We start from the raw sequence: 24,964 nt of genomic DNA, 5'->3' as shown, positions 1-24,964 counted from the left end.
TTGCGTTGTAGGAGCCCGGACGACAGTGGCTCACGGGGGGCACTGACCGGCCGAGCCTCGCGCGGCGCCCAGACTGGGCCAGCAGTTCCGGTCGGCCACCATTTCGGCCCGAGGCGCGGCCGGCGCACCCAGACAGGCCACCATGCAGACGCACGTCCTTGCCCGGGGCCGCCACTCCCCGTGGTGGGCCAAGGTGCTCCTCGCCATCGCAGTGATCGCACTGCTGCTCGTGGTGCTCATCGCGTTCTTCCCGTGGGACACGCTGCGCGGCCCGATCAACCGCTACGTCACGAAGAAGACGGGCCGCGAGTTCGCGATCACGCGCCACCTGGACGTGAAGGTCGGCCGCACCACGCGCGTGCTGATGGACGGCGTGCAGTTCGCCAATCCCGACTGGGCGCAGGACCGGTACCTGGTGCGCGCGGACGCCGCGGAAGTGGAGATCCGCCTGTTGCCGCTGCTGCTGCAACGGCGCATCGAGATGCCGATGATCCGCCTGACCAAGCCGCAGCTGGGATTGCAGGTGGAGCCCGATGGCCGCAAGACCTGGGCGCTCGGCGAGGACACGAAGGACGAGAAGAACGTCCCCGACATCGGGGCGTTCGTCGTCGACCAGGGCGAGGCGCATTACGTCGCCAAGCACCAGGGCGCCGACGTGCGCGCGCAGTTCGGCTTGCAGCACGGCGCCAAGGATGCGGCCGACCTGCCGTTGCACTTCAAGGCGGGAGGCACGTGGCGCGAGCAGCAGTTCACCGCGGAAGGCCGCACGGGCGACGTCCTGTACCTGAGCCAGCCGCTCCAGAAGCCGTTTCCCGCCGAAGTGCAATTGCGCGCCGGCGCGACCACGCTGCAGGCTCACGGGTCGGTGGCCAGCGTGGCCACCCTCGACGGCGCGAACGCGGAATTCCGCCTGCAGGGCGACAACCTCGCGCAGCTGTACAAGCTGGTGGGCGTGGTGCTGCCCGACACGCCGCGTTATTCCGTCGCGGGCCGCCTGCAGCGGCGCGGCGAGACTTGGCAGGCCACCGGCATCGAGGGCAAGCTGGGGCGCTCCGACATCGCGGGCGACCTCACCTTCGCGATGAACGACAGCAAGCCCGTGCTCAAGGGGCTGCTGCGCTCGAAGTTCCTGGACTTCGTGGACCTCGCCGCCGTGATCGGCATGGACGAGGACCCGAAGAAGGCGGCGACGAAGCAGGTGGCCGCCGCGCAGCCGGCCGGCAAGGGCAGGAAGGGCAAGCCGAAGGAGCCGCGCGATCCCAATCGCAAGGTGCTCCCCGATGCGCCGCTGGACGTCAGCCGGCTCAAGAGCATGGACGCCGACGTCGAGGTCGATGCGGCGCGCATCGTGAACGCGAAGGGCCTGCCGCTCGACCGGATGGCGACGCACGTGCGCCTGCGCAACGGCGTTCTGCTGCTGGACCCGCTGAACATGGGCGTCGCCGGTGGCGAGGTCGAAGGTACCGTGCGCATCGACGCCAACGCGAAGCCGGTGCAGGCGAAAGCGCGCCTCGACGGCCGCGCCCTGGAGCTTTCGAAGCTGGTCCCGATGTCGGAGTCGATGCGCAACAGCATCGGCAAGCTGCAGGCGCAGGTCGACCTCGCTGCACGGGGCGCCTCGGTGCACGAGATGCTGTCGACGTCCAACGGCCGGCTCGCCTTGCTCATGGGCAAGGGCGAGATCAGCAACCTGGCGCTGGAGATCGCCGGCCTGGACGGCGGCGAGATCATCAAGTTCTTCACCGAGGGCGACCGGCGCGTCGGCGTGCGCTGCGCGGTCGCGGCGTTCGACGTCGACGACGGCGTGCTGACGTCGCGTGCCCTGCTGTTCGACACCAACGACACGGTGTTCAACGGCGCCGCGAAGGTGAACCTGGGCACCGAGCAGATGGACATCTACATCAAGCCGCAGCCCAAGGACAAGAGCTTCCTCAGCCTGCGCTCGCCACTCAAGGTGGCGGGCACGTTCGGCCACCCGGAGGTGGGACTGGACAAGGTGGCGGTCGCGAAGCGCGCGCTGGCGGCGGTCGGCCTGGGAGCGGTCAATCCGCTGATGGCGCTGTTCGCAACGATCGAGACGGGCCCCGGCCAGGACGCCGATTGCGTCGCGACCCTGAAGCATGCGCAAGCCGGGAGGGCGGAAGCGCGCGTCGAGAAGACCGCGCCGCCCGTGGCCGGCGCCGGCGGCAAGACGGTGGACGACGGCAAGCGCATGGGGGCGGGGCGCCCGGCGTCCGCGCCGAAGCGCTAGACAGCAAGTCCCGGGGTCAGGCCAGCGGCCGCGTGCCGCAGACGGGGCAGGTGGCTCGCCGCGGCGTGCGCAGGCGCGTCCACTCCATCGTGCGCGCGTCCAGCATCAGCAACTGGCCCACCAGTGGCTCGCCGGCACCCGAGGCGATCTTGAGCGCCTCGGCGGCCTGCATCGAGCCGACGATGCCCACCAGCGGCGCGAACACGCCCATCGTGGCGCACCGCGTTTCCTCCGGCACTGCATCCGCTGGGAACACGCAGGCGTAGCAAGGGGAGTGCGGGTCGCGCGTGTCGAACACGGCCAGTTGCCCGTCGAAGCGGATGGCCGCGCCGGACACCAGCGGCCGCGCGTGCCGCACGCAGGCCGCGTTGACCGCCTGCCGCGTCGCGAAGTTGTCGCAGCAGTCGACCACGATGTCGGCGTTGGCGACCAGGCGATCGAGCGAGTCCGCGTCCGCGCGGGCGACGACGGCTTCCACCTGCACGTGCGGGTTCAAGGCGGCGATGGCGGTGCGGGCCGACAGCGCCTTGGGCTGGCCGAGGCGGTCCATCGCATGCGCCAGCTGGCGCTGCAGGTTGGTGAGGTCGACCTCGTCGGCGTCGACCAGCGTGATGCGGCCGATGCCCGCCGTGCCGAGGTACAGCGCCACCGGCGAGCCGAGGCCGCCGGCGCCGATGACGAGCACGTGCGAGCGCGCCAGCCGTTCCTGGCCCTCGACGCCGATCTCTTCCAGCAGGATGTGGCGCGAGTAGCGCAGCAGCTCGTCGTCGGTCATCCGCGGGATTGTGCGCGACAACGAAAAAGGCCGGCTTGCGCCGGCCTTGGTCTTGGATCGCCCCGCGTGTCCCGCGAGATCCCGGCCTTCGCCGGGATGACCTGCTTCGGAGCCTGCGGCTCCGTGCAGGTCAGTTCTCCTTCTTCTCGAGCTTGCTCTCGATCACCTGCGTCTTGCTCACGAGCACCGGACGGCCCTTGAGCTGGTTGAGCGCCTGCACGAGCTGGAAGTCCTTCTCGGTGCCGAACTCGGGGAACTTGCGCTCGGCCACCGGCTTGCGCGCTTCCTCCTCGGCCTTCTTGCGGGCTTCCTCGCGGAGCTTCTCGCGCGCGGCGTCCTTCACCTCGGGGCCCTGGCCGCTATTGAGGTGCTTCTCGAGATCGGCCTCGCGGGTGCGCAGCAGCGAGAAGATGTTGCCTTCCTCGGTCTCGTCGACCAGCACGTCGGGGACGATGCCCTTGGCCTGGATCGACTTGCCGCTGGGCGTGTAGTAGCGGGCCGTCGTGAGCTTCAGGCCGGTGTCGGGGCCGAGCGGACGCACGGTCTGCACCGAGCCCTTGCCGAAGGTCTGGCTGCCCAGCACCATCGCGCGCTTGTGGTCCTGCAGCGCGCCGGCGACGATCTCGCTGGCGGACGCGGAACCTTCGTTGACCAGCACCACCAGCGGCACGTTCTTCAGGCCGGCGGGCAGGCGGCGCAGCGGGTCGGACCCGGCGCGGCGCTGGTAGAACTCCGGCGCGGCCTTGTAGACGAACTTGCTCTCGGGCAGCTGGCCGTTGGTGGACACCACGCTCACGTTCTCGGGCAGGAAGGCCGCGGAGATGGCCACGGCCGCATCGAGCAGGCCACCCGGGTCGTTGCGCAGGTCCAGCACCATGCCCTTGAGATTGGGCTCCTGCTTGTAGATCTCGTCGACCTTGCGCACGAAGTCGTCGACCGTGCGCTCCTGGAACTGCGACAGTCGGATCCACGCGTAGCCGGGCTCCATCACCTTGCCCTTGACGGACTGGGTGCGGATTTCCTCGCGCGTGATGGTCACCGGGAAGGAGCGGTTCTCGTCCTTGCGGAAGATGGTGAGCGTGACCTTGGTGTTCGGCTCGCCGCGCATCTTCTTGACGGCTTCGGACAGCGTCAGGCCCTTGACGACGGTGTCGTCGATCTTGGTGATCAGGTCGTTGGGCTTGAGGCCGGCGCGGTAGGCGGGCGAGCCCTCGATCGGGGACACGACCTTGACCAGGCCTTCTTCCTGCGAGATCTCGATGCCGACGCCGACGAAGCGGCCGGACGTGCCTTCGCGGAATTCCTTGTACGACTTCTTGTCGAAGTACTGCGAGTGCGGGTCGAGGCTGGCGACCATGCCGGCGATGGCATCGCTGATCAGCTTGTGCTCGTCGACCGGCTCGACGTAGTCGGTCTTGATCATCCCGAACACGGCGGCCATTTGCTGGAGTTCTTCCAGAGGCAGGGGGGCCAGCGCCGAGCTTCGGGCCACGGTCTGCAGCGACACCGTGGTCAGCGCGCCGGCCAGCGCGCCCACCGAAATCCAGCCGGCAATCTTGAGTTTCTGGCTCATGGGAAGGGAAACATCCTCTCGCGAAGGCTCTTTATACACCTGAGAACAGGCTCAGACCGTCGCGGCGGCCGCTGGTTCCGGAAGAGCGGGCGCCCACGTGCAAAAAACCCGGAGCGCCCGGATGGGCCTCAGCCCTTGCCTTGCGCGGCCACCGCGGCGGCGGCCTTCGCGGCCGCTTCGGCATCGCCGAGGTAGTAGTGCCGGATCGGCTTCAGGTCCGCGTCCAGTTCGTAGACCAGCGGGATGCCGTTGGGGATGTTGAGGCCGACGATGTCGGCATCCGAGATGCCGTCCAGGTACTTCACCAGGGCCCGGATCGAATTGCCGTGCGCCGACACCAGCAGCCGCTTGCCGGCCTTGATGGCCGGTGCCATCGACTCGTTCCAGTAGGGCAGCACGCGGGCCACCGTGTCCTTGAGGCACTCGGTCAACGGTACCTCGCCCGGTTGCAACCGCGCGTAACGCGGATCGGCCCCTTCGGCGCGCGGATCGCCGGCTTCCAGCGGCGGCGGCGGCACGTCGTAGCTGCGGCGCCAGACCAGCACCTGGTCGTCGCCGTACTTCTTCGCGGTCTCGGCCTTGTTCAGGCCCTGCAGGCCGCCGTAGTGCCGCTCGTTGAGGCGCCACGACTTCACCGTGGGCAGCCAGGCGCGGTCCATCTCGTCGAGGCAGTGCCACAGCGTGTGGATGGCGCGCTTGAGGACGCTGGTGTGGCAGACGTCGAATTCATAGCCCTCGGCCTTGAGCAGGCGGCCGGCCGTCTTGGCCTGCTCGATGCCGGTGGGCGTCAGGTCGACGTCGGTCCAGCCGGTGAAGCGGTTCTCGAGGTTCCAGGTCGATTCGCCGTGGCGAACCAGCACGAGCTTGTACATGGGTGTTGTGGGGCGGGCAAAGGACAAATTCTAGAATCGCGGGTTTGGCGCCGTGGTGCGCTTTGGGACAGCAATGGATTTCGTCATCAAGAACTGGGTGCTGATCGCGGTCGCGCTGACCTCCGGCGGCATGCTGCTGTGGCCCGTCCTGCGGGGCGGCATGGGCGGCGGGCTCGGCGCCGCGGGTGCGGTGCACCTGATCAACCGCGAGAAGGCGATCGTCGTCGACGTGAGCGAGCCCGACGAGTACGCGGCCGGCCACGTGGGCGGCGCGCGCAGCGTGCCCTTCGGCCAGCTCGAGCAGCGCCTGCCCGAGGTCGTGAAGAACAAGGGGCTGCCGCTCATCCTGGTGTGCGCCACCGGCGCGCGCGCGACCCGCGCGGTCGCCGTCGCCAAGAAACTGGGTTACGACAAGGCCCAAGCCCTGGACGGCGGCCTGCGCGCGTGGAAAGACGCTAACCTGCCGGTCGAGAAGGCTTGAAAGCAGGACCGCCACGCATGCAACCCGTCACGATGTACACCACCGCCGTCTGCCCGTACTGCATCCGGGCCAAGCAGATCCTGAAGGCCAAGGGCGTGGACCACATCAACGAAATCCGTGTCGACGCCCAGCCGCAGGAACGCATGAAGATGATGGAAATCACGGGGCGCCGCACCGTGCCGCAGATCTTCATCGGCGACACCCACGTCGGCGGCTGCGACGACCTGGTGGACCTCGACCAGCGCGGCGGCCTCGTGCCGCTGCTGCAAGGCAGCTGAGCCGTGGCCGGGTGCCGCCGCCCGGCCTGAGATAATCCGATCCTGGACCCCGGCCCGCGGGCAAGACCCGGCGGGCCGCTTCTTTTCCTCACCGAGCACATTCATGGCCGACCAGCAACAGCAGGACCCCGTCTTCCAGATCCAGCGCGTCTACCTCAAGGAAGCGTCGCTGGAGCAGCCCAATTCGCCGCAGATCCTGCTGGAGCAGGAGCAGCCCACCGTCGACATCCAGCTCGGCGTCGAAGCCGCGCCGGTCGTCGAGGGCATCTTCGAGGTCGCCATCACCGCGACCGTGACCACGAAGATCAAGGACAAGACGGTGTTCCTGGTGGAGGCCAAGCAGGCCGGCATCTTCGAGATCCGCAACCTGCCCGACGACCAGCTGAGCCCGATCCTGGGCATCGCCTGCCCGCAGATCGTGTACCCGTACCTGCGTTCCAACGTCGCGGACATCGTCACGCGCGCCGGCTTCCCGACCGTGCACCTGGCCGAGATCAACTTCCAGAGCATGTACGAGCAGCAGCAGGCGCAGCTCGCGCAGCAGCAGGGCCAGCAGCCCTCCATCATCACGACGGCCTGAGGCCGTCCCGCTCGCCATGAGGCTGCTCGTGCTCGGGGCCGGCGCCTGGGGCACGGCCCTTGCCGCGAGCGCGGCCGGGCGCCACGCGGTCACCCTGTGGGCGCGTGACGCCGCCCAAGCCGGGGCCATCGGCGCCGCGCGCGAAAACCGGCGCTATCTGCCCGGCATCGCGCTTCCTCCCTCCCTGCACGTCGAAGGCGCCACGGATCCCGCGGCGCTCGCGATGGAGCACGACCTGGTGCTGGTCGCCACGCCGATGGCGGGGCTGCGCGGGATGCTCACGCAGCTGGCGTCGACGCGTGTGCCCGTCGCGTGGTTGTGCAAGGGGTTCGAACCGGCCGAAGGCCGCCCGTACGGCTTGCTGGGCCACGAGGTCCAGGCCGAAGTCGCGCCGGCATTGAAAGCCGGCGTGCTCACCGGCCCGAGCTTCGCGCAGGAGGTTGCCCGCTCACAGCCGACGGCACTCGTCGCGGCCAGCGCCCACGCCGAAGTGCGCGATGCGCTCGTGGCAGCGTTCCACGGCCCCGCGCTGCGCGTGTACGCGAACGACGATCTCGCCGGCGCCGAAGTGGGTGGCGCGGTGAAGAACGTGCTGGCCATCGCCTGCGGGCTGTGCGACGGCCTCTCGCTGGGCCTGAACGCACGCGCCGCGCTCGTCACGCGCGGGCTCGCCGAGATGACGCGCCTGGGCATCGCGCTCGGGGGCCGCGCCGACACCTTCATGGGCCTGTCCGGCCTCGGCGACCTGGTGCTCACGGCCACCGGCGACCTCAGTCGCAACCGCCAGGTCGGCCTGCTGCTCGCGCAGGGCCGCAGCCTGCAGGATGCCGTCGCGTCGCTCGGGCACGTGGCGGAAGGTGTGCCGACGGCACGCACCGTCGTCGATCGCGCCGCGCGCCTGGGAGTCGACATGCCCGTGGCCGCCGCCGTCGTGGAGTTGCTCGATGGGCGAGTGCGGCCCATTGAAGCGGTCGCCGCGCTGATGGGTCGCGACCCCGCCGCGGAATACGCCGCGAGCCCTCCGCGTTGATCCGGATGCCGTCCCATGGCGGCGTGGCCAGACTGGCCATTCAACAACCGGAGAACGCCCCATGCACCGTTCCGCTCGCCTCCTCCTCATCGCCGGCGCGATCGCAGCCCTCGCGTCGTGCGCCACCAAGCCGAAGTCGCCGATGGGCTTCTTCATCACCAGCGCCAATCCCGGGAAGGGCGCGGATTTCGGTGGCCTGGCCGGCGCCGACCAGCACTGCCAGGCGCTGGCCACCGCCGTGGGCGGCGGCGACCACACCTGGCGCGCGTACCTGAGCACGACGGGCGCCGGCGGCACGAACGCGCGCGACCGCATCGGCAAGGGTCCGTGGAAGAACGCGAAGGGCGTGGTGGTCGCCACCAGCGTGGACGACCTGCACAGCGCGAACAACAAGCTCGGGAAGGACACGTCGCTCACCGAGAAGGGTGCCGTCGTCAACGGCAGCGGCGACACGCCAAACATGCATGACATCCTGACCGGCTCGATGCCGGATGGCCGCGCGTCCACCGCCGCCAACGACACGACGTGCCGCAACTACACCAGCAGCGACGAGGGCTCTGTGCTCATGGGGCACCACGACCGCAAGGGAACCAACCCCGACCCGGTCGCCAACGTATCCTGGAATTCGTCCCACGGCTCGCGCGGCTGCAGCACCAGCGGGCTGGCGTCAACCGGCAGCGCCGGCCTGCTGTACTGCTTCGCGACCGACTGAGCGGGGCGGCGGGCGCTCACGCGTCGATGCGTGCCAGCGCCTGCTCGATCTCCGCTGCGTCCTGCGGGCGCACGAGGCGCTCGACTTCCTGGCCATCGCGCAGGAAGACGAGGGTGGGCCACAGCTTGACGCGGTAGGAGCGGCCGAGCGGGCGGCCGCTGCCGTCCTCGACCTTCACGTGCTGCACGCCCGGGTGCGTCCCGAGCGCCTGCGCGATCTTCGGCTGCGCGCCGCGGCACCAGCCGCACCACGGGGTGCCGAATTCGAGCAGGACCGCGCCCGCCATGCCGTCCATCTCGGCACGGCTGGGTTCCTGGGAGAGATAGGCCGTTTCCATGGCGTCGATTGTGGGCCGCCGCGCACGACAGGGGGGCGACCTTGCCGCACATGGTGCCAACGCGGTGCCGCTATGCTCGCCCGATGCCCCCAGTTTTCGATTTCAGTCCGGCCGCCATCGCCGAGCTGGCGCGCGCCGACGCGGCCCGCGCCCTGCAGGAAGACGTCGGCGGCGGTGACCTCACCGCCGGCCTGGTCGACCCCGCTCGACGTGCCCGTGCGTTGGTCATCGCGCGCGAGGAAGCCGTCGTCTGCGGCGGCCCGTGGTTCGTCGCCACCGTCCACCAGCTCGACCCGCAGGCCACCATCACGTGGGCGGTGCCGGAAGGCCGCCGCACGCGCATCGGCCAGCCCGTCGTGGAAATCCGCGGCCAGGCGCGCGCGCTGCTCACCGCCGAACGCACCGCCCTGAACTTCCTGCAATTGCTCAGCGGCGTGGCCACCAAGACGGCAACGTACGTCGAAGCCGTCCGCGGCACGAAGGCGCACATCGTCGACACGCGCAAGACGCTGCCGGGGCTGCGCCTCGCGCAGAAGTACGCGGTGCGCACGGGTGGCGGCACCAACCACCGCATCGGCCTGTACGACGCGGTGCTGGTCAAGGAGAACCACATCGCCGCGGCAGGCGGCATCTCCGCGGTGTTGAAGGCGGCGCAGGACGCGGCCGCGAATGCCGCCTTCATCGAAGTGGAAGTCGAGACGCTGGTGCAGCTCGAAGAGGCCCTGCGCGCCGGCGCGCGCATGGTCCTGCTGGACAACATGGACCTCCCCACGCTGCGCGAAGCCGTGCGCATCAACGCGGGCCGCGCGATCCTCGAGATCTCCGGCGGCGTCACGCTGGACGGCCTGCGGGCCCTTGCGGAAACCGGCGTCGACCGCATCTCGATCGGGACCCTCACGAAAGACGTGAAGGCGACGGACTACTCCATGCGCTTCCAGGACCTGTGACGATGAGTGCGGTCATCCCCATCAAGGACGTCGAGTACGAGCAGCCCGAAGGCAGCGTGTGCGAAACGAAGCACGCGTGGGCACGCGTGCCGGTCGAGCCCTCGCCGGCCGAGCGCACCGAGCTGAAGGCGCGCATCAAGCGCCTGCTCAAGGAGCAGGACGCGGTGCTGGTGTCGCACTACTACGTGCACCCGGACCTGCAGGACCTGGCCGAGGAGACCGGCGGCATCGTCAGCGACTCGCTCGAGATGGCGCGGTTCGGTCGTGACCATCCGGCCAAGACGCTGGTGGTGTCCGGCGTGCGCTTCATGGGCGAGACGGCCAAGATCCTGTCGCCGGACAAGCGCGTGCTGATGCCCGACCTGGACGCCACCTGCTCGCTGGACCTGGGCTGCCCGATCGCGGAGTTCTCCGCGTTCTGCGACCAGCATCCGGACCGCACGGTGGTCGTTTACGCGAACACCAGCGCCGCCGTGAAGGCACGCTCCGACTGGCTCGTGACGTCCAGCTGCGCGCTGGACATCGTGCGCGCGCTCAAGGACAAGGGCCACAAGATCCTGTGGGCGCCGGACCGGCACCTGGGCGGCTACATCCAGCGCGAGACCGGCGCCGACATGGTGTTCTGGAACGGCTCGTGCATCGTGCACGACGAGTTCAAGGGGTTCGAGCTGGAAGCCCTGAAGAAGGAGCATCCGCACGCCAAGGTGCTGGTGCACCCCGAGTCGCCGGCCGACGTGGTGGCGCTCGCCGACGCGGTCGGCTCGACATCCGCCATCCTGAAGGCGGCGCGCGAGATGGACGCGCGCGAGTTCATCGTCGCCACCGACAACGGGATGATGCACAAGCTGCGCACGCTGAACCCGGGCAAGGTGTTCTACGAGGCGCCGACCGCTGGCAACAGCGCCACGTGCAAGAGCTGCGCGCATTGCCCCTGGATGGCGATGAATGGACTGGCGGGATTGGCGCACGTGCTCGGGACCGGCGCAAACGAGATCCACGTCGACCCCGCTGTCGGCGAGCGCGCACGGTTGCCGATCGATCGCATGCTGGCCTTCACCGCGGCGCTGAAGAACGGCCAGCCGGCCGGCGCGCTGGTGCCGAACATCGGCGCCGCCTGAGTCCGTGCGCATCGGGCTCGTTTCCGACACGCACGACCTCCTGCGGCCCGCGGTCCTCGAGTACCTGCGCGGCAGCGACCACATCGTGCATGCCGGCGACATCTGCAGCCCGCAGGTGCTCGACGCCTTGCGCGCCCTCGCGCCGCTGACGGTGGTCCGCGGCAACAACGACCGCGGCGCCTGGGCCACCCAGTTGCGCGAGGTGGAAACGCCCACGCTCGGCGGCGTGAACCTGCTGGTGATCCACGACCTGAAGGACCTGCGCGACCGGGCCGAGCGCAGCGGCGCCCGCGTGGTCGTCTCGGGTCACTCGCACAAGCCGCTGGCGCGCGAGGAGGGCGGGGTGTTGTACGTGAACCCCGGCAGCGCGGGGCCGCGACGCTTCAAGCTGCCGATCTCGGCCGGTGAGTTGCTCGTCGACGGCGGCCGCGTGCAGGCGCGCCTGGAAACGTTCGCGGCCTGACCACGGCCGGGCTAGACTGCCGCCCTCCGCCGCAGGAGAGCGCATGCCGCAGTTCCTCTACCGCATCCAGCCCGCCCGTTCCGCCATGCTCACCGAGGGCCCGACGCCCGAGGAGGCGCGGCTCGTCGGCGAGCACTTCGCCTACCTGCAGGGCCTCGCGGCGCGCGGCACCCTGCTGCTGGCCGGCCGCACGACAGACAGCGGCGCCGCGACGTTCGGCATCGCCATCTACGAAGCGGCCGACGAGCGCGAGGCGCGCGCGATCATGCAGGACGACCCGGCGATCCATGAGGGCGTCTTCCGCGCCGAGCTGTTCCCGTATTCCGTCGCGGTGTGGTCCCCGCGCGGTCCGCTCGACTCCGTCAGCGAGACCACCGTTGGCGGCTTGCGCGTCACCACCGACCCTCGCGCGATCGACGTCGACCTGGTGCACCGCTTCCTCAGCGAGCAGTCCGCCTGGGCCAAGGGGATCCCGCTGGAGACGGTACGCAAGGCGCTGGCGCATTCGCTGTGCTTCCCGGGCTTCGTCGCGAACGAGCAGGTCGCCTTCGCGCGCGTGATCACGGACCGCGCGACGTTCGCGAACCTGGTCGATGTGTTCGTGCTGCCTTCGCATCGCGGCCGCGGCTACGCCAAGGCGCTGGTGCAAGCGGTACTCGCCCACCCGGACCTGCAAGGGCTGCGGCGGTTCACCTTGCACACGGCCGACGCGCATGGGCTGTACGCGCAGTTCGGCTTCACCGCGCCCGTGAATCCCGCCACGGCGATGGAGCGGTTCCGGCCCGGGATGGACGGAGGGCAGGGTGGCGATGCCTGACCGCGTCGTGCTGCGGTCGCCCACCAGGCGCGACGCGAACGAGTTTCTCGCCGCCGTCCGCGCCAGCCGGGCGCTGCATCGCGGCTGGGTGCACCCGCCCGCCACCCGCGAGGCGTACATCACCTTCCTCGAACGCATGCTGGAGCCCGGCCAGAAGCCGTTCCTCGTGTGCCGCCGCGACGACGGCGCGTTCGTCGGCGTGGTGAACCTCACCAATGTCGTGCTCGGCAACTTCCGCAGCGGCTACCTCGGGTACTACGCCTTCGCCGGCCAGGAAGGCAAGGGGCTGATGCGCGAGGGGCTGTCGGCGGTGGTGCGGCACGCGTTCCGCACGATGAACCTGCATCGGCTGGAGGCCAACATCCAGCCCGCCAACGAACGATCGATCGCGCTGGTGCGCGCCTGCGGCTTCCGCAAGGAAGGCTTCTCCCCGCGCTACCTGAAGATCGGCGGCCGCTGGCGGGACCACGAACGCTGGGCGATCGTGGCCGACTGATCCGTGGGTGAATAATCGCGGCCATGGAGACGAAATGGCTCGAGGACTTCGTGAGCCTCGCCGAGACCCGCAGCTTCAGCCGCTCGGCGCAGCTGCGGCACGTCACCCAGCCCGCGTTCTCGCGCCGCATCCAGGCGCTGGAAGCGTGGGCCGGCACCGACCTGGTCGATCGCAGCTCCTATCCCACCCGCCTGACGCCCGCCGGCGAGACGCTGTACGCGCAATCGCTGGAACTGCTGCAGGCGCTGCAAAGCACGCGCGCCATGCTGCGCGGGCATGCCACCGCGGCCCAGGACGTGATCGAGTTCGCCGTCCCGCACACGCTGGCCTTCACATTCTTCCCCGCGTGGGTCTCCAGCCTGCGTGACAAGTTCGGGCCGATCAAGAGCCGGCTGATCGCGCTGAACGTGCACGACGCCGTGATGCGCCTGGTCGAAGGCGGCTGCGACGTGCTGATCGCGTACCACCATTCCTCCCAGCCCTTGCAGCTGGACCCGGACCGCTACGAGATGGTCACGCTGGGCCTGGAAACGCTCGCGCCGTACTGCAAGCCCGATGCCGGGGGCGAGCCGATGTTCCGGCTGCCGGGCCGCGCCTCGCACCCGCTGCCCTACCTGGGCTACGCGCCGGGCGCCTACCTGGGGCGGGTGACGGACCTCATCCTCAAGCAGTCCGGCACGGCCATCCACCTCGATCGCGTGTACGAGACCGACATGGCCGAAGGCCTGAAGGTGATGGCGCTCGAAGGCCACGGCATCGCGTTCCTGCCGCACAGCGCGGTGAAGAAGGAATTGCGCGCGCGCAAGCTCGTGCCGGCGGCGCCCGCGGGGCTGCCGCTGGAACTGGCGATGGACGTGCGCGCGTACCGCGAGAAGCCGTCCGGACGCGAAGCGCCCAAGGGCACCGCACAAGCCCTTTGGAGCTACCTGGCGGACGCCGCCAGGGCTTGAAGTTGGGCTGGTAGGCCGCGCCAGGCCTGCATCATGCAAGTCGTGCATACGGCTTGGCGCATACGGCATTGGCTGGCGCGACGGCGGCTGTCTACAGTTCGCGCGTCCCAAAAACGGCCCGCCTTTCATGCCCAATTCGCACCGCGTCGAGCACGATTTCCTCGGCGACAAGCAGATTCCCTTGCACGCCTACTGGGGCGTCCACACCGCCCGCGCGGTGGAGAACTTCCCGATCTCCGGCACCCCCGTCTCCGCCATGCCGGAACTGGTCAAGGCCTTCGGCTACGTCAAGAAGGCCACCGCCCGCGCCAACCTGCAGCTGGGCGTGCTCGATGAGAGCCGTGCCTACGCGATCATGTCCGCGTGCGAGAAGCTGATCGCGGGCGAGCACCACGACCAGTTCGTCGTCGACGTCATCCAGGGCGGCGCCGGCACGTCGACCAACATGAACGCCAACGAGGTGATCGCCAACCTCGCGCTCGAGCGCCTCGGCTTCGAGAAGGGCCGCTACGACGTGCTGCACCCCAACGACCACGTCAACGCCTCGCAGAGCACCAACGACGTGTACCCGACCGCCGTGCGCCTGGCGCTGTGGTTCGGCATCGACACACTGCTCGGGTCGATGGCCTTCCTGCGCGCCGGCTTCGAGGCCAAGGCGGAGGAGTTCAAGAACGTGTTGAAGATCGGCCGCACGCAGCTGCAGGACGCCGTGCCGATGACGCTGGGGCAGGAGTTCTCGACCTACGCGGTGATGATGGAAGAGGACGAGCAGCGCCTGCGCGAGGCGCGTGCGCTGATCCAGGAAGTGAACCTCGGCGCCACCGCCATCGGCACCGGCATCAACGCGCCGCACGGCTATGCCGAACTGGCCTGCCAGCTGCTGGCCGAAACCAGCGGCGTGCCCGTCGTGAAGGCCAAGAACCTGGTGGAAGCGACCCAGGACACCGGCGCGTTCGTGCAGCTGTCGGGCGTGCTCAAGCGGGTGGCGTGCAAGCTGTCAAAGACCTGCAACGACCTGCGCCTGCTGTCCAGCGGCCCGCAGGCGGGCTTCGGTGACATCAAGCTGCCGGCACGCCAGGCCGGCTCGTCGATCATGCCGGGCAAGGTCAACCCGGTGATCCCGGAAGTGATGAACCAGGTGGCGTTCGAGGTGATCGGCAACGACATGACCGTCACGATGGCGTCCGAAGCCGGCCAGCTGCAGCTCAACGCCTTCGAACCGATCATGGGCTGGAGCCTGTTCAAGAGCATCCAGCACCTGTCCAACGCCTGCCTCACGTTGCAGGCCAACTGCGTGGCCGGCATCGAGGCCAACCTGCCGGTGCTGGAGAAGCGGGTGCGCGAGTCGGTGACGCTGGTGACCGCGCTCAACCCCGTGATCGGCTACGAGAAGGCCGCGCTGATGGCCAAGACCGCCATCGCGACGGGCGCGCCGCTGGACGCGGTGGCCGAGTCGCTGGGCATCATGACCCGCGAGGAGATCGACGCGTTGCTGGTGCCCGAGAAACTCACGCAGCCGATGCGCCTGGTGGCCAATGGCAAGGCGACGCTGAAAGCCTGAGCTTGGGTCCCGGCAGGGACTCCGCGGCGTCAGGCTTCAGGGTATTCCCGCAAGCTCGTCCGCCTAGAATTTCGTTCTCAAAAGCTCACCCCTCACAGGAGCCCCCATGAAGAAAGTCTTGCTCGCCGCCGCCATTGCCGCCATCGCCGGTGGTGCGTTCGCCCAGGCCAACGACACCATCGCCAAGGTGAAGAACTCCGGCACCATCACGATGGGCGTCCGCGATTCGTCCGGCGCGCTGGCGTACACCCTCGGGGACGGCAAGTACGTGGGCTACCACGTGGAGCTGTGCCAGCGCATCATCGCCAACCTCGAGAAGCAGGTCGGCAAGAAGGTCGACGTCAAGTACCAGCTGGTGACCTCGCAGAACCGCATCAGCCTGGTGTCCAACGGCACCGTCGACATCGAGTGCGGCTCCACCACCAACAACACGGCCCGCCAGAAGGACGTCGCGTTCGCCGTGACCACCTACGTCGAGGAAGTGCGCACCGCCGTTCGCGCCAACTCCGGCATCAACTCGCTGGCCCAGCTGGGCGGCAAGACGGTCGCCACCACCACCGGCACCACGTCCGTGCAGCTGCTGCGCAAGCACGAGCGCGCGCAGAACGTGAACTTCAACGAGGTGTACGGCAAGGACCACGCCGAGAGCTTCCTGCTGCTGGAGTCCGGCCGTGCCGACGCTTTCGTGATGGACGCGCAGATCCTGGCCGGCAACATCGCCAACAGCAAGGCGCCCGCCGACTTCAAGATCGTGGGCGAGCCGATCAGCGTCGAGCCGATCGCCATCATGCTGCGCAAGGACGATGCCGCGTTCAAGAAGCTGGCCGACGACACGCTGAAGGACCTGATGAAGTCCGGCGAGATCGCCAAGATCTACGACAAGTGGTTCGTGCAGCCGATTCCCCCGAAGAACGCGAAGCTGAACCTGCCGGCGAGCGAGACCACCAAGGCGGCCTGGGCGACCCCCAACGACAAGCCGGCCGAGGACTACGCCAAGAAGTAATCCGGCTGCCGCGCCGGAACAACAGACCCCGCCCGGCGCTTGCCGCTGGCGGGGTTTGTGCTTAAGGTCAACCGTCCGCGCGCCAGCGCGCGCGGCCACGAGATCAACTCACGAGGGCCCCGGCGACGGGGAGGGGAACGATGTCCTGGGACTGGCAGGTTTTCTGCAAGAACACGCTCGAAGGAACGGTCGAGGCAACGTGCTGGGCCAAGGGCGGCGACCAGACCTACCTGGAATGGATGCTGCAGGCCTGGGGGTGGACCTTGTCCGTCGCCGCCTGCGCCTGGGTGGTCGCCATCGTCGTCGGCGGCCTGGTCGGCACCATGCGCACCTTGCCCAACAGCCCGATCGCGGTGCGCATCGGCAATGCGTGGGTCGAGCTGTTCCGCAACATCCCGATCCTCGTGCAGCTGTTCATCTGGTACTTCGTGGTGCCCAAGCTGTTCCCGTCGATGCGCCAGGTGCCCGGCTTCCTGCTGGTGGTCTTCGCGCTCGGCTTCTTCACGTCCGCCCGCATCGCGGAGCAGGTGCGCGCCGGCGTGCAGGCGCTGCCCCGTGGCCAGCGCTACGCGGGCATGGCGATGGGATTCACCACCGCGCAGACTTACCGCTACGTCATCCTTCCGATGGCCGTGCGCATCATCCTGCCGCCGCTCACCAGCGAGTCGATGAACCTGCTGAAGAACAGCTCGGTGGCCTTCGCCGTGTCGATCGCGGAACTGACGATGTTCGCGATGCAGGCGCAGGAGGAGACCGCGCGCGGCATCGAGATCTACATGGCCGTCACGGCGCTGTACGCGCTGTCGGCGTTCGCGGTGAACCGCGTGTTCGCCTTCATCGAGCGCAAGGTGCAGATCCCCGGCTTCATCGTGGCCGGCGGCACGGGTGGGGGCCACTGACATGGACCTGTCCTTCTTCAGCTGGGACCTGATCAGCAAGTACGTCGTCGCCGGCTTCTGGTTCAGCATCCAGCTCACCGTCGTTTCGACCCTGGGCGGCATCCTGTTCGGCACGGTGCTCGCGCTGATGCGGCTGTCCGGCAAGCCGTTGCTGGCCTGGCCGGCCACGATCTACGTCAACGGCATGCGCTCCATCCCGCTGGTGATGGTGATCCTGTGGTTCTTCCTGCTGGTGCCCATCATCATCGGCCGCCCCGTGGGCGCCGAGTACTCGGCCAACATCACGTTCATCGCGTTCGAGGCCGCGTACTTCAGCGAGATCATGCGGGCCGGCATCCAGTCGATCCCGCGCGGCCAGGTGTTCGCCGGCCAGGCGCTGGGCATGTCGTATGCGCAGAACATGCGCCTGGTGGTGTTGCCGCAGGCCTTCCGCAACATGCTGCCCGTGCTGCTGACGCAGACCATCATCCTGTTCCAGGACACGTCGCTGGTCTACGCCATCGGCGCCTACGACCTGCTCAAGGGCTTCGTCACCGCGGGCAAGATCTACGGCCGCCCCGAGGAGGCCTACCTGCTCGCCGCCGTCGTCTACTTCATCCTGTGCGTCAGCCTGTCCTTCCTGGTGAAGAAGCTGCAGGCGCGCATCGCCATCATCCGTTGAACGCCTCCCGGAGACCGCCATGTCCGACTCCATGATCCAGATCCAGAACGTCTCCAAGTGGTACGGCCCGGTGCAGGTGCTGACCGACTGCTCCGTCACCGTGAACAAGGGCGACGTGGTCGTCGTCTGCGGCCCCTCGGGCTCGGGCAAGTCGACGCTGATCAAGACCGTCAACGGGCTGGAGCCGATCCAGAAGGGCACCATCACCGTCAACGGCATCTCCGTGAACGACCCGAAGACCGACCTGCCCAGGCTGCGCAGCAAGGTCGGCATGGTGTTCCAGCACTTCGAGCTGTTCCCGCACCTGTCGGTGACCGAGAACCTCACCATCGCGCAGATGAAGGTGCTCGGCCGCAGCGCCGACGAGGCCAGGACGCGTGGCCTGAAGATGCTGGACCGCGTGGGCCTGATGGCGCACAAGGACAAGTTCCCCGGCCAGCTGTCGGGTGGCCAGCAGCAGCGCGTGGCGATCGCGCGCGCGCTGTCGATGGACCCGATCGTGATGCTGTTCGACGAACCGACGTCCGCGCTCGACCCCGAGATGGTGGGCGAGGTGCTGGACGTGATGGTCAAGCTGGCCAGCGAAGGCATGACCATGATGGTGGTCACGCACGAGATGGGCTTCGCGCGCAAGGTCGCCAACCGCGTCATCTTCATCGACGTCGGCGGGCGCATCCTGGAGGACTGCTCGAAGGAGGATTTCTTCGGCAACCCCGACGCCCGCCAGGCGCGGACCAAGGACTTCCTGGGGAAGATCCTGGGGCACTGAGCTGCTCCGCTAGCGCTCGCAGGAACTCCCTAACGCAGAGGTCGCAGAGCAAGCGCAGAGGTCGCAGGGAAATCTTCTGATTGGTTTCTTCTGCGCTCTCCGCGCTTGCTCTGCGCTCTCTGCGTTCGGGAGTTTTCAGGTCTGGGACAATTGGTCCCATGACCACCGAACTGACGATCACCCGCCCTGACGACTGGCACCTGCACGTGCGCGATGGCGCGGCGATGCGGGACGTGGTGCCGCATTCGGCGGCGCAGTTCGGGCGCGCGATCATCATGCCCAACCTCAAGCCGCCGGTGACCACCGCGGCGATGGCGGCGGCGTACCGGCAACGCATCCTCGCAGCCGTGCCCAAGGGGCTGGACTTCCAGCCGCTCATGACGCTGTACCTCACGGACAACCTGCCGCCCGACGAGATCCGCCGGGCGAAGGAAGCCGGCGTCGTCGCCCTCAAGCTGTACCCCGCGGGCGCGACCACCAACAGCGATGCAGGCGTCACCGACATCCGCAAGACCTACGCGACGCTGGAAACGATGCAGCGCGAAGGGCTCGTGCTGCTGGTGCACGGCGAAGTCACCGACCCCGAGGTGGACCTGTTCGACCGCGAGGCCGTGTTCATCGAGCAGAAGCTCATCCCGCTGCGCAAGGACTTCCCCGGCTTGAAGATCGTGATGGAGCACATCACGACGCGCGAGGCGGCGCACTACGTCCGCGACGCGGACGCCAACACCGCGGCCACGATCACCGCGCACCACCTGCTCTACAACCGCAACGCCATCTTCCAGGGTGGCATCCGCCCGCACTACTACTGCCTGCCGGTCCTCAAGCGCGAGACGCACCGCCAGGCGCTGGTGGAAGCGGCGGCTTCGGGCAGCCGCAAGTTCTTCCTCGGCACCGACAGCGCGCCGCATCCGGCGCTGCTGAAGGAGCACGCGCTGGGTTGCGCCGGCTGCTACACCGCGCTGACGGCGATGGAGCTGTACGCGCTCGCGTTCGACCGCGCCGGGGCGCTCGACAAGCTCGAGGGCTTCGCCAGCTTCTGGGGCGCCGACTTCTACGGCCTGCCGCGCAACCGCGGCATGCTGAAGCTGCGGCGCGAGCCGTGGACCGTGCCCGAGACCGTTCCGTTCGGCGAAGCGCAGCTCAAGCCGCTGGGCGGGGGCGAGGCGCTGGCGTGGAAGGTCGCGTCGTGACCGGCAAGCCGCGCGTCGCACTGCTGATCGATGCGGACAACTCGCCCGCGTCGAAGATCGGCCTGATCCTCAACGAGCTGTCGACCCAGGGCGAGACCAACATCCGGCGCGCCTACGGCAACTGGAAGAAAAACGAGCTCAAGGGCTGGGAAGAGCTGTTGCATGAGCATGCCATCCGTCCCATGCAGCAGTTCGATTACACGAAGGGCAAGAACGCCAGCGACATGGCGATGGTGATCGACGCGCTCGACCTGCTGTACACCGACCGGCCCGACGCTTTCGGCATCGTGTCGTCCGACGCGGACTTCACGCCGCTCGTCATGCACCTGCGGGCCAAGGGCGCCGCGGTGTACGGCTTCGGTGCGCGCAAGACGCCGGAACCGTTCGTCAATGCCTGCTCCCGTTTCCTGTTCCTGGACGACCTGCGCCAGGACGACGCGGACGCGCCCGACACCGAGCGCAGCCAGCGCCTGCGCATGGCGCCCGCCGAACTGCGGGCGGACCGCAAGCTCGTCGGCCTGCTGCGCAATGCGGTGCGCTCGGCGGCGGACGACGACGGCTGGTCGTCGGTGAACGACGTGCGCCAGCAGATCGGCAACCAGGCATCGTTCGACCAGCGCAACTACGGCTACGCCACGCTCACCAAGCTGCTGGCCGCGACCGACCTCTTCGAATTCGCGGACGAGGGCACGTCGCGCGTGGCCGTGCGCGAGAAGCAGCCGGCCAGCCGCCGCAAGTGACCGCGCCTCTGGACTGGGCGCAACCCTGGTACCAGCCGTGGGCAGGGCTGGGCGAAGCTGCGCACCACCGCTGGGCTGGCGGCGCACGGGTGGCCGATGCGCTGAATGCCAGCGGCTCCGCGCCGGTGCAGTTCGTATCGCAGTCCGCGATGCCCGAAGGCGCCGCCTACGAGCGCTTCATCTTCGAGCAGCGCGCCTGCCCGACGCGCGACAACCTGCACGACTTCTTCAACGGCCTGGCGTGGCTGCACCTGCCGCGCACCAAGCAGCGGCTGAACGCGCTGCAGGCGGCCGAGATCGGGCAGAACGGCATCGGCGCGCGCCGCGGCCCGGTGCGCGACGCGATCACCGTGTTCGACGAGAACGGCCTGCTCCTGCGCGCGCCCGAGCCGCTCTGGGCCGCCTTGCGCGAACGCGCGTGGCGGCGGCTGTTCGTGGACCTGCGGCCGCTGTGGGCGGAAGCCCACGTGCTCATCGTGGGCCATGCCTTGCTGGAGAAGCTGGCCGCGCCGCGCAAGGACATGACGGCGCACGTGTGGGACGCCGATGCACCGTTGCCGGGCGTGGCCGCCGCCGACGCGTGGCTGGCGGCACAATGCGAGCCCGGCCGCCTGGCGGCCAAGCCCTTCGTCCCGCTGCCGGTGCTCGGCATCCCGGGCTGGTGGGCGGAGAACGAGAACTTTTCTTTCTACGACGACTCCGAGGTGTTCAGGCCCCGCCGGCCGGCCCGCGGGGGCGGGCGGGACCTGGACCCCTGCGCTTGAGTTCCGCGGCGAAGGCCGCATCTGCAGCGCGTGCAAGCACATACAACGGAGCCACTCCACCGATGAAACGCATCTTCCTGTTCCTGGCCACCAACCTGGCGGTGGTCGTGGTCCTGGGTGTCGTCGCCAGCCTGCTGGGCGTCAACCGCTACCTGACGGCCAATGGCCTCAACCTGGGCATGCTGCTCGGGTTCGCCTTCGTCATCGGCTTCGGCGGCGCGATCATCTCGCTGCTGCTGTCCAAGCCGCTGGCCAAGTGGACCTCGGGCGTGCAGGTGATCACCGGCGACGAGGGACCCGACCAGCGCTGGATCGTCGAGACCGTGCGCCGCTTCGCCGACAAGGCCGGCATCGGCATGCCGGAGGTCGGCGTGTTCCAGGGCGAGCCCAACGCGTTCGCCACCGGCGCGTTCAAAAACAGCGCGCTGGTCGCGGTGTCCACCGGCCTGCTGCAAGGCATGACGCGCGAGGAAGTCGAAGCCGTCATCGGCCACGAGGTCGCGCACATCGCCAACGGCGACATGGTCACGATGACGCTGATCCAGGGCGTGATGAACACCTTCGTCGTGTTCGCCTCGCGCGTGATCGGCTACGTGGTCGACGGCTGGCTCAGCCGCGGCGAGCAGCGCAACGGCCCCGGCATCGGCTACTTCATCACGACCATCGTGCTGGACATCGTGTTCGGCTTCCTGGCCGCGATCATCGTGGCCTGGTTCTCGCGCCAGCGCGAGTTCCGCGCCGACCGCGGCTCGGCCCAGCTGATGGGCAACCGCCAGCCGATGATCCACGCGCTGGCCCGCCTGGGCGGCATGGTGCCCGGCGAGTTGCCGCGCGGCCTGCAGTCGATGGGCATCACCTCGGGCGTCGGCAAGCTGTTCTCGACCCACCCGCCGATCGAAGAGCGCATCGCGGCCCTGCAGAACGCCGGCTGAGCTGTCGCCGCGAACGAAGAAAGCCGCCTCCGGGCGGCTTTCTTCTTGCACCAGCGGCTCAATCCTCGTCGATGGAAGTGACCGGCAGCGCCTTGGACCTCGGATTGATCATGACAAGGATGGCATGGCCGGCCTTGTGGAAACGGCCGGTGCAGACGGCGTCGCGACCGTGGCCGCACAACACCTCGGGATACCGCGGATACGTCCGTCGGCCGCCGACGCCGGCTTCGCCCCAGGTCCGGTCGGCCTTCCACCCCGTGCGAAGCAGTTGGGCCCTGGCGGTCGCGTAGCCGGAGTCGATGGCCACCCCCACCGCGCTGGCAAGCGCGGGCGGAACTGCTGGCGCCGGCACGGCCCATCCGGGCGCAGCAACGGCGGAGGCAGCGGCGAACCATGTAAGCCGGCGCATGACCAGGAGAAAAGGCATGCAACCAGCTCAGGCCAGCGTCGCGACTTCCGCCGGCGACAGGCCGTACATCTCGGCGAATTCCTCGCGGCTCTTGCCGCTGGCCTGGAAGGCACGCGACAGTGCTTCGTGCCGCGCCGCCTTGTGCGCGAGGAACGAGAGCGCCTCGTCCACCAGCGCCTGGCTCGCAGGGTGCTGGCCGAAGCGCTCGCGGTAGCCGTCGCGTCCCAGGCCCGATCGTTCGATGTTTTCCACCAGCTGCTTGAGGGCGCGTTCGCGCGCCTGCGGCGAGCCGCCCTTGCGACGGTGCAGCTCCAGGATCGCGTGGTGCACGTGCTCCGGCGCCACCGGTTCCACCGGCTGGCCGTCCAGGCCGTGGCGCGGCAGCCCGGACGCGACCGCTTCCAGGTAGCGCGTCGACCGCGTGTGGTCGCCCAGCGCGGCCTTCAGCGTCTCCGCCGGCAGCTGCTCCGGATGCGCCGCGCGCAGCTCGTCGAAGATGCCGACCTTCAGCGGCACCGCCCGCGGGCCGAACACGCCCGGATGCAGCTCGTGCAGTGTCAGCAGCAGCGGATGCGGCGCGCGCGGCGCGGGACGGCCGTTGTTGCGGCGGGACTTGCGCGGACCGGCCGCGGGAGGAGTGGGTGCGTTCATGTCAGTGGGTGGCGGCGACCTGCCGTGCGACGGCTTCGCCCACGCGGATGCCGTCGACGCCGGCCGAGAGGATGCCGCCCGCGTAGCCGGCGCCTTCCCCGGCCGGGTAGAGGCCGCGCACGTTGAGGCTCTGAAAGTCCTCGCCGCGCGTGATGCGCACGGGCGACGAGGTGCGTGTCTCGACGCCGGTCATCACCGCGTCGGGCCGGTCGAAGCGGGCGATCTTGCGCCCGAAGGCGGGCAGGGCTTCGCGGATGGCGTCGACCGCGTACGCGGGCAGCGCCTCGCGCAGGTCGGTGAGCGCGACGCCCGGCTTGTACGAAGGCTGCACGTCGCCGAACCGGGTCGACGCACGGCCGGCGAGCAGGTCACCCACCAGCTGGCCCGGCGCGTCGTAGGTGCGGCCGCCCGCGGCGAAGGCGCGCGATTCCAGCTCGCGCTGGAAGTCCACGCCCGCGAGCGGGCCGCCCGGGTAGTCGCGCGGGTCGATCGACACCACGATGCCCGAGTTGGCGTTGCGCTCGTTGCGCGAGTACTGGCTCATGCCGTTGGTGACGACCCGACCTTCTTCCGAAGTGGCCGCGACGACGGTGCCGCCCGGGCACATGCAGAAGCTGTAGACGGCGCGGCCGTTGGATGCGTGGTGCACCAGCTTGTAGTCGGCCGCGCCCAGCATCGGATGGCCCGCATGCCGGCCCCAGCGCGCGCGATCGATCATCCCCTGCGGATGCTCGATGCGCACGCCGATGGAGAACGGCTTGGCTTCGACGTGCACGCCGCGCGCATGCAGCGCGGCGAACGTGTCGCGCGAGCTGTGGCCCAGCGCGAGCACGACGTGGTCGGCTCGCAGTTGCGAGGTCGCGCCGGTGTCCTGGTGCAGCACCGTGAGGCCGCGCAGGTGGCCATCCTCGATGTGGAAGTCGGCCACGCGCTGCTGGAAGCGGATCTCGCCGCCCAGCGCCCGGATCTGCTCGCGCATCTGCTCGACGACCTTGACCAGCTTGAAAGTGCCGATGTGCGGGTGCGCGACATAGAGGATCTCCTCGGGCGCGCCAGCCTGCACGAACTCGCCCATCACCTTGCGCCCCAGGTGCCGCGGGTCCTTGATCTGGCTGTACAGCTTGCCGTCCGAGAACAGGCCCGCGCCGCCTTCGCCGAACTGCACGTTGCTCTCCGGCTGCAGCACTCGCTGGCGCCACAGGCCCCAGGTGTCCTTGGTCCGTTGGCGAACCGGCTTGCCTCGTTCGAGCACGATGGGCTTCAGGCCCATCTGCGCGAGCACCAGCGCCGCGAAGATGCCGCACGGGCCGAAGCCGACGACGACCGGCCGTGTGGGCGGCTCGCCGGTGAACGTCGCCGGCGGACGCCACGCCATGTCGGGCGTGGGCGCCACGTGCGGATGCGTCGCATGCCGCGCGAGCACGGCGGGTTCCTGCGCGGGATCGCGCAGCGCGAGGTCGACGATGTAGACCGCGAGCAGCTCGGCCTTGCGGGCATCGAAGCTGCGCTTGAACACGGCGAGCGACGCGACGTCGCCCACGGCGATGCCGAGCAGCCGGGCCGCCTGCTCGCGCAGCGGTGCTTCGGGCTGCTCCGCCTGGGGGAGGGGGAGCTTGAGTTCGGAGACGCGAATCACGGGCTTGTGGTGATCAAGCAGCGTTGGCCCGGCGCGGGGAACGCGCCGGAAGGCGTGCGATCATAC

General features: G+C 69.1%; 28 protein-coding genes. 21 read left to right on the top strand and 7 right to left on the bottom strand.

The genetic code is table 11. The features are described from left to right. Positions 1-142 precede the first annotated feature (142 nt). Positions 143-2,251 carry an AsmA family protein gene (locus I8E28_RS17535; RefSeq protein WP_200789464.1) on the top strand — a complete coding sequence of 703 codons (2,109 nt, stop codon included), beginning with the start codon at positions 143-145 and terminating at the stop codon, positions 2,249-2,251. Positions 2,252-2,267: 16 nt separating this feature from the next. On the opposite strand, the gene I8E28_RS17530 is transcribed toward I8E28_RS17535, so the two are convergent. The 3 genes from I8E28_RS17530 to gpmA all read right to left on the bottom strand — a co-directional run bounded on the left by I8E28_RS17530 (position 2,268) and on the right by gpmA (position 5,471). Further along, a complete protein-coding gene (locus I8E28_RS17530; RefSeq protein WP_200789461.1) occupies positions 2,268-3,026 on the bottom strand; it encodes a HesA/MoeB/ThiF family protein in 759 nt (252 codons plus the stop codon). A 130-nt stretch (positions 3,027-3,156) separates the two neighbouring features. Beyond that, the gene (locus tag I8E28_RS17525; protein ID WP_200789458.1) at positions 3,157-4,599 is read right to left on the bottom strand and encodes a S41 family peptidase; all 1,443 of its coding nucleotides are present in this window, start codon (positions 4,597-4,599) and stop codon (positions 3,157-3,159) included. A 128-nt stretch (positions 4,600-4,727) separates the two neighbouring features. Further along, complete coding sequence (gene gpmA, locus I8E28_RS17520; RefSeq protein ID WP_200789456.1) at positions 4,728-5,471, bottom strand: 2,3-diphosphoglycerate-dependent phosphoglycerate mutase; 744 nt, start codon at positions 5,469-5,471, stop codon at positions 4,728-4,730. 73 nt (positions 5,472-5,544) lie between these two features. Here gpmA and I8E28_RS17515 point away from each other — a divergent pair, with 73 nt between their 5' ends. The 5 genes from I8E28_RS17515 (at position 5,545) to I8E28_RS17495 (ending at position 8,552) form a co-directional block, all read left to right on the top strand. Next, positions 5,545-5,952 carry a rhodanese-like domain-containing protein gene (locus tag I8E28_RS17515; protein ID WP_200789453.1) on the top strand — a complete coding sequence of 136 codons (408 nt, stop codon included), beginning with the start codon at positions 5,545-5,547 and terminating at the stop codon, positions 5,950-5,952. Between the two features lie 17 nt (positions 5,953-5,969). Next, positions 5,970-6,230: a glutaredoxin 3 gene (gene grxC, locus I8E28_RS17510; protein ID WP_200789450.1), complete on the top strand. Its 261-nt coding sequence runs from the start codon at positions 5,970-5,972 to the stop codon at positions 6,228-6,230. Between the two features lie 103 nt (positions 6,231-6,333). Further along, positions 6,334-6,810, top strand: coding sequence for a protein-export chaperone SecB (gene secB / locus I8E28_RS17505; RefSeq protein ID WP_200789448.1), 477 nt, complete (start codon positions 6,334-6,336; stop codon positions 6,808-6,810). A gap of 16 nt (positions 6,811-6,826) precedes the next feature. Continuing rightward, positions 6,827-7,840, top strand: a complete 1,014-nt coding sequence (locus I8E28_RS17500; protein WP_200789445.1) for an NAD(P)H-dependent glycerol-3-phosphate dehydrogenase — start codon at positions 6,827-6,829, stop codon at positions 7,838-7,840. Positions 7,841-7,901: 61 nt separating this feature from the next. Then, a complete protein-coding gene (locus tag I8E28_RS17495; protein WP_200789442.1) occupies positions 7,902-8,552 on the top strand; it encodes a hypothetical protein in 651 nt (216 codons plus the stop codon). Between the two features lie 16 nt (positions 8,553-8,568). On the opposite strand, the gene I8E28_RS17490 is transcribed toward I8E28_RS17495, so the two are convergent. After that, on the bottom strand, positions 8,569-8,889 hold the full coding sequence (locus I8E28_RS17490) for a thioredoxin family protein (protein ID WP_200789439.1): 321 nt from the start codon (positions 8,887-8,889) through the stop codon (positions 8,569-8,571). An 83-nt stretch (positions 8,890-8,972) separates the two neighbouring features. On the opposite strand from I8E28_RS17490, the gene nadC reads away from it, so the two are divergent. From nadC to htpX, 15 genes are all read left to right on the top strand, one after another. Further along, on the top strand, positions 8,973-9,836 hold the full coding sequence (gene nadC / locus I8E28_RS17485) for a carboxylating nicotinate-nucleotide diphosphorylase (protein ID WP_200789435.1): 864 nt from the start codon (positions 8,973-8,975) through the stop codon (positions 9,834-9,836). Positions 9,837-9,838: 2 nt separating this feature from the next. After that, a complete protein-coding gene (gene nadA / locus I8E28_RS17480) occupies positions 9,839-10,954 on the top strand; it encodes a quinolinate synthase NadA (RefSeq protein ID WP_200789432.1) in 1,116 nt (371 codons plus the stop codon). A 4-nt stretch (positions 10,955-10,958) separates the two neighbouring features. Further along, positions 10,959-11,417, top strand: coding sequence for a YfcE family phosphodiesterase (locus I8E28_RS17475; RefSeq protein ID WP_200789429.1), 459 nt, complete (start codon positions 10,959-10,961; stop codon positions 11,415-11,417). Between the two features lie 43 nt (positions 11,418-11,460). After that, positions 11,461-12,234 carry a GNAT family N-acetyltransferase gene (locus tag I8E28_RS20975; protein ID WP_200789427.1) on the top strand — a complete coding sequence of 258 codons (774 nt, stop codon included), beginning with the start codon at positions 11,461-11,463 and terminating at the stop codon, positions 12,232-12,234. Continuing rightward, positions 12,227-12,730: a GNAT family N-acetyltransferase gene (locus tag I8E28_RS17465; RefSeq protein ID WP_200789424.1), complete on the top strand. Its 504-nt coding sequence runs from the start codon at positions 12,227-12,229 to the stop codon at positions 12,728-12,730. Before I8E28_RS20975 ends, I8E28_RS17465 begins: the two co-directional genes overlap by 8 nt. A gap of 23 nt (positions 12,731-12,753) precedes the next feature. Continuing rightward, positions 12,754-13,680: a LysR substrate-binding domain-containing protein gene (locus I8E28_RS17460; protein ID WP_200789421.1), complete on the top strand. Its 927-nt coding sequence runs from the start codon at positions 12,754-12,756 to the stop codon at positions 13,678-13,680. Positions 13,681-13,807: 127 nt separating this feature from the next. Then, on the top strand, positions 13,808-15,241 hold the full coding sequence (locus I8E28_RS17455) for an aspartate ammonia-lyase (protein ID WP_200789418.1): 1,434 nt from the start codon (positions 13,808-13,810) through the stop codon (positions 15,239-15,241). 106 nt (positions 15,242-15,347) lie between these two features. Beyond that, positions 15,348-16,244, top strand: coding sequence for an amino acid ABC transporter substrate-binding protein (locus tag I8E28_RS17450; RefSeq protein ID WP_200789415.1), 897 nt, complete (start codon positions 15,348-15,350; stop codon positions 16,242-16,244). A 140-nt stretch (positions 16,245-16,384) separates the two neighbouring features. After that, positions 16,385-17,143, top strand: a complete 759-nt coding sequence (locus I8E28_RS17445; protein ID WP_200789411.1) for an amino acid ABC transporter permease — start codon at positions 16,385-16,387, stop codon at positions 17,141-17,143. A 1-nt stretch (position 17,144) separates the two neighbouring features. Further along, positions 17,145-17,804, top strand: a complete 660-nt coding sequence (locus I8E28_RS17440) for an amino acid ABC transporter permease (RefSeq protein WP_200789408.1) — start codon at positions 17,145-17,147, stop codon at positions 17,802-17,804. Between the two features lie 31 nt (positions 17,805-17,835). Then, complete coding sequence (locus tag I8E28_RS17435; RefSeq protein WP_200790439.1) at positions 17,836-18,573, top strand: amino acid ABC transporter ATP-binding protein; 738 nt, start codon at positions 17,836-17,838, stop codon at positions 18,571-18,573. 158 nt (positions 18,574-18,731) lie between these two features. After that, positions 18,732-19,766 carry a dihydroorotase gene (gene pyrC, locus I8E28_RS17430; RefSeq protein ID WP_200789405.1) on the top strand — a complete coding sequence of 345 codons (1,035 nt, stop codon included), beginning with the start codon at positions 18,732-18,734 and terminating at the stop codon, positions 19,764-19,766. Continuing rightward, positions 19,763-20,506, top strand: coding sequence for an NYN domain-containing protein (locus I8E28_RS17425; protein ID WP_200790438.1), 744 nt, complete (start codon positions 19,763-19,765; stop codon positions 20,504-20,506). The genes pyrC and I8E28_RS17425 overlap by 4 nt, the downstream gene beginning before the upstream one ends. Next, positions 20,503-21,270, top strand: a complete 768-nt coding sequence (locus I8E28_RS17420) for a DUF3025 domain-containing protein (RefSeq protein ID WP_200789403.1) — start codon at positions 20,503-20,505, stop codon at positions 21,268-21,270. The genes I8E28_RS17425 and I8E28_RS17420 overlap by 4 nt, the downstream gene beginning before the upstream one ends. 62 nt (positions 21,271-21,332) lie before the next feature. Next, positions 21,333-22,202 (top strand): protease HtpX, encoded by an 870-nt coding sequence (gene htpX / locus I8E28_RS17415; protein WP_200789400.1) that lies wholly within the window; start codon positions 21,333-21,335, stop codon positions 22,200-22,202. A gap of 58 nt (positions 22,203-22,260) precedes the next feature. Here the strand turns inward: htpX and I8E28_RS17410 are convergent, their stop codons facing one another. From I8E28_RS17410 to I8E28_RS17400, 3 genes are all read right to left on the bottom strand, one after another. Beyond that, positions 22,261-22,509 carry a hypothetical protein gene (locus I8E28_RS17410; protein WP_200789397.1) on the bottom strand — a complete coding sequence of 83 codons (249 nt, stop codon included), beginning with the start codon at positions 22,507-22,509 and terminating at the stop codon, positions 22,261-22,263. A gap of 129 nt (positions 22,510-22,638) precedes the next feature. Then, positions 22,639-23,262 carry a ProQ/FinO family protein gene (locus tag I8E28_RS17405; RefSeq protein WP_200789394.1) on the bottom strand — a complete coding sequence of 208 codons (624 nt, stop codon included), beginning with the start codon at positions 23,260-23,262 and terminating at the stop codon, positions 22,639-22,641. Position 23,263: 1 nt separating this feature from the next. Further along, positions 23,264-24,898 (bottom strand): FAD-dependent protein, encoded by a 1,635-nt coding sequence (locus I8E28_RS17400; RefSeq protein WP_200789391.1) that lies wholly within the window; start codon positions 24,896-24,898, stop codon positions 23,264-23,266. Between the last annotated feature and the right edge of the window lie 66 nt (positions 24,899-24,964).

The organism is Ramlibacter algicola, from assembly GCF_016641735.1.
GTDB classification, from domain to species: domain Bacteria; phylum Pseudomonadota; class Gammaproteobacteria; order Burkholderiales; family Burkholderiaceae_C; genus Ramlibacter; species Ramlibacter algicola.
This window is presented reverse-complemented; position numbering and strand designations above follow the sequence as displayed.